The following is an 8254-nucleotide window of genomic DNA, read 5'->3' as shown; positions in this document are numbered from 1 at the left end:
TTWAAATCAAATTTATCAAATTTCATAATTTTAGATTCCTATAATTTCTATTTTAAATATATTTTATAGGAATTTTAAAATAACTAGGTTATGCAAGAAGTCTAATTAAAAAAGAAATTTTAACATCAGTTCGTACCAGAAACTGTAATTATAATATTTAAGTTTTAATTTTTTTAAGTTATAATTAGAAAGTATAAAATTAAATATAACGAAGGGATTTTAAATAATGAAAAAACTAATGATTTTATTAGGAATGACTTTTTTTGCAACGACAGGATATAGTCCAATTATCGGTTGTAAAAAACCGCTTAAACTTGATGATACTGAAAATGGTATTGGAAAAGATATGGAAATTTTAAATAAAATTTCACAACGTGCTATCAACAATTTTTCAGTTTATGCACAAAATAAAAATACAATTAATAGTACTGAATATCAAAATAAATTTGATAAACTGTATACAATGGTTGACAAGAAAACTGAAAGTAGAAAATTAGACCAAATGGATAAAGATGCGATAGATGCTTTAGCAACATTAAAAAATGGCTTTCTTGCTGTTTTTAATAATATTAATAATGAAATTTATAATGACTATTCAAATTATTATCCTGATAGTAAACCAATTAATTTATTAAATGATAGTTTAAGTTATGAATTAAATTTTATTGATATGGTTCAATTGCAAGCAATTTTAGATCGACCAGGATTAGAAACAGTAAAAGCAGTTAGACTAGATTTCCATTTTCAATTTGAAGTTAAGTTTAAACTTTTAACAACAACTTCAGATTATGTAATCCAATATGTTATTACTGATAATCCAGAAGAAATGAAAGTTGTTTTAAATGGGATGATTCAAAAAATTTCAAAAGTAATTGTTAATTTTTTCAATCAAGAAGGAATTTTTCAAATTGATAAAACACCTGAATTTGCTACAATTTATCAAAATTTTGATGTAAACTATACAGCTAGTTTTGCTAATTTAGATAATATTATTTTAGAAAAGTTACAAAGTAAAATTAAAAGTGATAGCGAATTGCAAAAGTTTGTAAAGAATATTAAATATAATTCTTCAATAACTTTATTGAGTTTACTAACAAGTGCAATTAATAATACTACTAATGGTGTTAATGTTGTTCGAGAAAATACAGCTTCATATGTTTGAACCGGAAAAGGATATCAACCTAATAAAATTACTCCAGAAAATTTTGTTAAGTTTTATCGTTCATTAGTTAATGTTTTTAATACTGGAGGTCAGAACTTATGATTAGCTGATTTTCATGTGAATTTAGCAAAAATTCAAGTGGCAGGGTTTCCATTATCTGGAGCAGTAATGAATGATGGGCAAGCATTAAAAGTTCAAGTTGAAATTACAGAAGAAGGTTTAACAAATAAGTTAATGGAATATGGACGGTTAGTAGTTGCTTTTTATAATCATTTTAAATTAGAATCAAATGAGCATTCAGGAGTATTCCATCTTAGCAAAGAAGCTTTTACTAAAATTTTAAATTTAAAAACCCGAAAATACAAAGATGTTTTAAAAATATTAATTAATGATTTTAAAGAAGCAAATCAAGCAAAAAATTTACCAGGAATTGATATTTTTACAACTGGTAATTGGGAAAAAAGTGTTCACGAAGTGAGTTTAAATGAAACTAAAGATACTTTTTCACTTCGTCGGCGAGCAGTTTGAAACTTTGACTTATTATTTGGAAAAAATAATGCGGTTTATTATACTGGATGAACATCAACATTATTTACCTTAGAATTTACTAAAAAATAAGTTTAATTTAAAAAAACAAGGTTTTCTTGCTTTTTTAAATTAACAATAAAAATTGCTAGCATTAATGCTAGCAGGTATGTAAATAATAAATCTGGTCCGTTTATTTTAATAATTAAGGTTAGTATGTGAATAATAATTGTCACATTATTCATTTAATAGTTTATAAATGTTATTGTGTTGCTGATTACTACTAATAAGAAATATAACAAAATTTAAAACTAAACCTAAATTATTTATTTAATAATATTGCAAATAAATAACTATTTGTTATTGATTGCTTATTATTTGATTTATTATGTTATCTATTATCTTTTATTGTGGTCTAGATTGCTGACTATTTTTTGATTCTATATTAGAATTGAAAGGGGTAAAAATACTTAATAAGGTCCATAAATATTATTTACAATTTTTATTATATGCTTCTAGATTTTTCTGACAATAGTTTCATTTTTAATTATAAAAAATATCAACTTTTTTCCTAATTTGTCTTTAGTTGGTAAATAATTTGTTAATTTTAACTTGCATTTTAAAAGTAAACTTTATATTATTATTTTAACAACTTTAAAAAGCAATTTTGGATGTTACGGGAATTAGGTGTGAATCCTAGGCTGTCCCAGCAACTGTAAAGTGGATGAAAGCTAACATCATTCCATTGATAAAATATTTCTTGAGAAGGAATAGTGAGTAAAGTGAAACTAAGCCAGTAGACCGATCTAAAAAAAACATTGGTAAAATATCAATGCTGCACTTATAGTTATTATCTCTGGGGTTAGATGATTAATTATTTATTAGTGAAAACTATTAAATAATAATTTTAAAGACGTCAAAAAGCGTTTTTTAGTTGTTAATTTAAAGCAGTAATCCTATCAAAAAGTATTATTTAAAAGATAATAAATAATAAAATTAATTAATAATTAAGTTTAATAGCATTTGATTTAAAATGGTTTTATTTTTGCTATTGTCTTAAACTATTAATTAAAATAATCGTAGAAATTAAACATCATTTATGTGGATATGCAACAATATTCTTTTTCGTGTTGTTTAAATATCCTTACTTTTTAAATAAAAATAGCATTGATAGGTATTTATTGGTAATTAAATTAAGCGGAAAAGAGAGGAATAAAAAAATGACACCACATATTAATGCCAAAAAAGAAGAAATTGCAAAAGTTGTTTTAATGCCGGGAGACCCATTACGGGCAAAAACCGTTGCTGAGAAATATTTAACAAATTTAAAATTAGTAAATGAAGTTCGAAATATGTTAATGTATACTGGCAAATATAAAAACATTGAGGTAACAATTGCTGGAAGTGGAATGGGTTGTCCAAGTATTGGAATTTATTCATACGAATTATTTAAGTTTTATGATGTTGATTATATTATTAGAATTGGTTCAGCTGGAAGTTATAATCCAAATATTAAAGTTTATGATATCTTTAATGTTCGTGAAGCATTTGGCGAAAGTAATTATGCAAAAATTGCAGCTAATATTGATAGTAATTTAATTGCTGCAAGTGAAAAATTATTTAATGAAATTGAAACTGTAGCACAAGCAAAAGGAATTAAAACTCACACGGGAATTGCTCATGCAGCAGATGTTTTTTATCGTTATGATGATTCATTAGACTTTACTCATACTCATAAATTAGATGTTGTTGAAATGGAATCATATGCTTTGTTTACTAATGCAATTGTTACGCAAAAACATGCAGCAACATTATTAACAGTTTCTGACCATCTTGTAACTAAAGAAGTTACTACAGCATTGGAACGCCAAAATAATTTTATGACAATGGTTGAATTAGCATTAGATACTGCTGTTCAATTAATGGGTTAAAAACGAAAGGAGCAATAAAATGAAAATTGCAGTCTTTGGAACCGTTGGAGCAGGAAAAACAAAAGTTAGTGAAGAATTATGTAAACAATTAAACTATAATTTATTTAAAGAACCATTAGAAGAAAATCCATATTTTAAAGATTTTTACCAAGATATGGGAGGATTTGCCTTTAAAATGCAAATTTATATGTTAACAACAAGAATTGAGCAATTTTTCAACATTGATAATTTAGAGGATACTGTTTTTGACCGCACAATTTTAGAAGACCCTGCTTTTGTGCGAGTTTCCCACTTATTAAAAATTATGAATGAAATTGATTTTAAAGTTTATAATCGTTTTTTTCAAAATGTTATTGTTCCAATTTTGAAGAAAAAGTTAGGCTTTGATGTCATTATTTATTTAAAAGTTTCAACTGAAAAAGCGGTTGAACGAATTAAACAACGTGGGCGTCAATTAGAATTAGAAACCCCATATTATTACTGGGAAAAGTTAAATGAACAATATGAAATTTTATATCATGAATTAAAAAATGATTATCAATTTATTGTTATTGATGCTGACAGTGATGATTTTTCAGAAAAAATAAGCATTATTATGCAACATTTATTACCTCTTCATAATAAAGTTCCTTGTTTAATTTAAAAAATAATTATTATTAATATTTTAATTTAATAAGGAGGAAATTAAAATGAAAAGCACAAATAATAATATAGAAACAAAAAGTTTAAGTAATTTAAGAATTTTAGGACTAGATCCTATTATTTATAATAAAACTGGCCACCCAGGGATTGTATTAAGTGCAGCACCACTGATGCAAGCAATTTATTTAAATAATTTAATTGCTAATCCGGCAGTACCTGATTGAATTAATCGTGATCGTTTTGTATTATCTCCAGGACATGCTTCAACCTTACAATATGCGATTTTACATTTAGCTGGTTATAATTTAACAATTGATGATTTAAAAAATTATCGTCATATTAATTCAAAAACGCCAGCTCATCCAGAATATGGTGTTACTCCTGGAGTGGATAATTCTTCTGGTCCCCTAGGACAAGGAGTTGGCTATGGAGTTGGAATGGCATTAGCTGAACAACATTTAGCAGCTAAATTTAATAAACCAGATTATAAAATCATTGACCATTATACTTATGTTTTATGTAGTGATGGTGATTTGCAAGAAGGCGGAGCAATTGAAGCAATCCAATTAGCTGGGGTATGAAAATTAAATAAATTAATTATGTTATATGATTCAAATGATTACCAATTAGATACAAAATGTGATGCTGTTTTAAAAATTGATTATCAACGTTTTTTTGAAGCACAAAATTGAAATTATATTCGAATTGAAAATGCAGATGAGGATCTACCAGCAATTCAAAAAGCAATTGAACAAGCGCAAAAATCTGATAAACCAACATTAATTGAATGTAAAACAATTATTGGTTATGGGCATCCAAAACAAGGTTCACCTATGCATTCTTCACCATTTACTCCCGAGGAGATGGAACAAGTAAAAGCATTTTATGATTTTAATCATCCTCAATTTTATGTTGATAATGATGTTAAAAAACATTGACAAAACACTTTTGCTAAACGAGGAGCAACAAAATATGAAGAATGAAAGAAAAAAATAACTGCTTACAAAGCAACATTTCCAAAGGAATATGAAAAATTATTTGTAATTCCATCGGTTGATTTAAAAGCTTTTGAAGCGTTATTAACAACTGATAAAGATAAAAAAGCAGGAACACGAATTATTATGGGTGATGTGTTTAAATATTATCAACAAAAGTGTTTAAATAATATGTTTGGAGGTAGTGCTGATTTGGGAACTGCAACCAAAATTATTGGTTATAATGGTTCATGAACAACATCAACACCACAAAATAATAATGTTCATTTTGGAGTGCGTGAATTTGCTGCCGGAACAATTAGCATTGGTGTTGAATTACACCAAGGTTTGAAAGGATTTAATTCAACATTTTTAATTTTTGCTGACTATATGAAACCATGTATTCGAATGGCTTGTATTCAAAACTTACCCGTAATTTTTGCTTTTTCACATGATTCAATCGGTGTTGGTTTTGATGGAAAATCACATCAGCCAGTTGAACAATTAGCAATGCTACGAAATTGTCCGAATTTAAATGTGTTTCGTCCAGCGGATATTAAAGAAGCAATTGGGTGTTTGAAAGCAAGCGTAGAAGCAAAAAGTGCTCCATCAGCTTTAATCTTATCGCGACAAGATACCCCATATCAATTAGCAGAAACATGTTGAGAACAAACGTTAAAAGGGGGATATATTGTTGTTGCTGAAGATGAGACAAAACCATTGGAGGCAATTATTATTGCAACAGGAACTGAAGTAGCACCAGCAATTGTTGCAGCTAAGACAATTAAGAAAAATATTCGTGTTGTATCAATGCCCTGTGTTGAATTATTTGAACAACAGTCAAAAGCGTATCGGGAAAAAATTGTACCAAATAATATAACAAAAGTAATTGCAATTGAATTTTCAAATGATTATGTTTGATATAAATTTGTTGGTAAAACTGGATTAATGTTAGGTGTTGATGATTATGGTTTATCGGGAAGTGCAGATGCTGTTATTAAGTATAAGCAATTAGATCAAACTTCTATTATTAATAGAATTACAGCATATTTAGGAGAATAATGATTACATTAGAAAAACTATTAGAGTATAAAACTTTTTATGTAATTCGAAATCATAATTATGTTGTTGCTCAACAAATTTGTGAACAGTTAATTAATTTACAAGTTAAATGTTTAGAATTAACTTTCACAATTCCTAATGTTGCAGAATTAATTAGTTTTGTTCGTAACAAGTATCCAACAATTTTAGTTGGAGCAGGAACAGTTTTAACATTAGAACAAGCAATGCAAGCAACAACAGCCGGAGCTCAATTTTTAGTAGGTCCAGTTTTTAACCAAGCAGTTAGTGAATATTGTCATCAAAATAATTTACTGTATATTCCGGGGGCAATGACACTACAAGAAGTTAATAATATTGTTAATGCTAAATGAGAAATTATTAAAATTTTCCCAGCAACAGCATTTAAATTAAATTTTATTCAAACAATTAAAACATTTTTTCCAACAAAAGTTTATATGGCTTCAGGAGGAATTAATTTAACAAATTATGAAGAAGCAAAAAACTTAGGATATGATTTAATTGCTGTCGGTGCTTTTATCACTGGTGATATTAATAGTACAGGTCTTGATATGGAAAAATTTAAAACATTTGAAACAATAATTAATCAATAAAGGAGAAAAAATAATATGAGAGATAATAAAAAAGTAATTTACAATGCGGGTAGTATGTTTACTGAGGCCCAATGAAACACAAGAAAACGTGAAGGAGATATGTTGCGTGAAATGTTTCCAGACTTTATTATTGGAAATCCAGTTGATTTTGAAACAAATCAAAAAGAACGTCCTACAAATAAAACAATTTTTGAATTAGATTATGTTGGTTTAACTGAAGCAGATTATGTTATTTTAGAATTAGATGGTTGAGATTCAGGAACTCATATGGAATTTGGTTTAGTAGTTGAACAAGCAATTCATAATAAAAATAAATATTTATTCCCAATTATTTCTGACTTTCGTTTACATCAAGGAATTTTAAAAGGAGAATATCCTGGTTTTGGTTTAAACGAAATGATTACAGGAGCATTATATTATGAACCATTAAATAATGGTGATGTTCCTCAAATGACATTATGTAATTCGCATAAATTAGCTTGTGAAGCAATTAAAGCTATTGAAACTGGAAGAATTGAAGAGTATCGACAAAAATATGATATTAAAGATATTTTTAAAGAAAGAGAAGATACTTTATATCATGGTTTTGATTGTTTTATTTAAATTAATTAATAAATTAATGAAGAGTTATATGATTTATAACTCTTTTTATTATGCTGTGAAATTAATAGAAAAGAATTATAAAAAAATTATTGGATATAAAAAATAAATAGTTAAAGAATAATAACCATTTTATTATTTAATTACTTGCATTTTTTTTATAATTTAACCGTGTCAAATTTTAAAAATTTAATGTTTGATTACAACTTTTATAATGAAAAAACTAATTTATATTAATAAAATATTTATTTACAAGAAAGGGTGTCAGATTCAAATGGATACAAATTATGTACAAAATGAACAAGAGAATGTTCAAACCAATGTTATTTAAAATAAAAAGCCAGATAATTTATGTCGAGCAGGATGTATTATAGCAATTGTTATATCATCGTTAGCATTGATAGGTTTTTCAATTGGTGGTTTAATATTATTAGTAACAGGTACTATGAGTTATGGTTTTTATATGGTTACTGGGATTTTTTATTTAATAATTGCTGGAATCGAAATAATACCAATTATTATGTGTGATAATGTTTTAAAAGGAAAAGCAGAATCAAATCGGCCGTATAAAAAAATGGGGTTTTGGAAAAAAACTCGGAAATTGAATAAGAATAATAAATTAAACCATTTACTAAAATGGTTTTTTATTTGTAAAACCAAAATTATTAATTGATTCAGAGAAAGGGCAATATCTTAAATATTTACAAAAAAACTATAACAACTTTTTGATACCCTCTTTAAGTTRTT

At 26.6% G+C, this 8254-nt stretch carries 6 protein-coding genes and 1 riboswitch; all 6 genes read left to right on the top strand.

What is annotated here, in order from left to right:
• Positions 1-226 precede the first annotated feature (226 nt).
• The 6 genes from EHV01_RS01785 (at position 227) to EHV01_RS01760 (ending at position 7510) form a co-directional block, all read left to right on the top strand.
• Positions 227-1780 (top strand): hypothetical protein, encoded by a 1554-nt coding sequence (locus EHV01_RS01785; RefSeq protein ID WP_422065943.1) that lies wholly within the window; start codon positions 227-229, stop codon positions 1778-1780.
• A 542-nt stretch (positions 1781-2322) separates the two neighbouring features.
• A riboswitch (cobalamin riboswitch) is annotated at positions 2323-2507 on the top strand.
• A 400-nt stretch (positions 2508-2907) separates the two neighbouring features.
• On the top strand, positions 2908-3618 hold the full coding sequence (deoD, locus tag EHV01_RS01780) for a purine-nucleoside phosphorylase (protein WP_338988813.1): 711 nt from the start codon (positions 2908-2910) through the stop codon (positions 3616-3618).
• A gap of 19 nt (positions 3619-3637) precedes the next feature.
• Positions 3638-4261, top strand: coding sequence for a deoxynucleoside kinase (locus tag EHV01_RS01775; protein WP_422065942.1), 624 nt, complete (start codon positions 3638-3640; stop codon positions 4259-4261).
• 46 nt (positions 4262-4307) lie between these two features.
• Positions 4308-6296 (top strand): transketolase, encoded by a 1989-nt coding sequence (tkt, locus tag EHV01_RS01770; protein ID WP_422065941.1) that lies wholly within the window; start codon positions 4308-4310, stop codon positions 6294-6296.
• A complete protein-coding gene (locus EHV01_RS01765; protein ID WP_422065940.1) occupies positions 6296-6907 on the top strand; it encodes a bifunctional 4-hydroxy-2-oxoglutarate aldolase/2-dehydro-3-deoxy-phosphogluconate aldolase in 612 nt (203 codons plus the stop codon). The genes tkt and EHV01_RS01765 overlap by 1 nt, the downstream gene beginning before the upstream one ends.
• A gap of 15 nt (positions 6908-6922) precedes the next feature.
• Entirely contained in the window at positions 6923-7510 is a 588-nt protein-coding gene (locus EHV01_RS01760; RefSeq protein WP_422065939.1) for a nucleoside 2-deoxyribosyltransferase, read from the top strand.
• Positions 7511-8254: the final 744 nt, after the last annotated feature.

Source organism: Spiroplasma sp. hy2 (assembly GCF_044714365.1).
GTDB lineage: Bacteria > Bacillota_I > Bacilli_A > Mycoplasmatales > Mycoplasmataceae > Spiroplasma > Spiroplasma phoeniceum.
The sequence above is the reverse complement of the archived record's forward strand: the minus strand, read 5'-3'. Positions and strand labels throughout refer to the sequence as shown.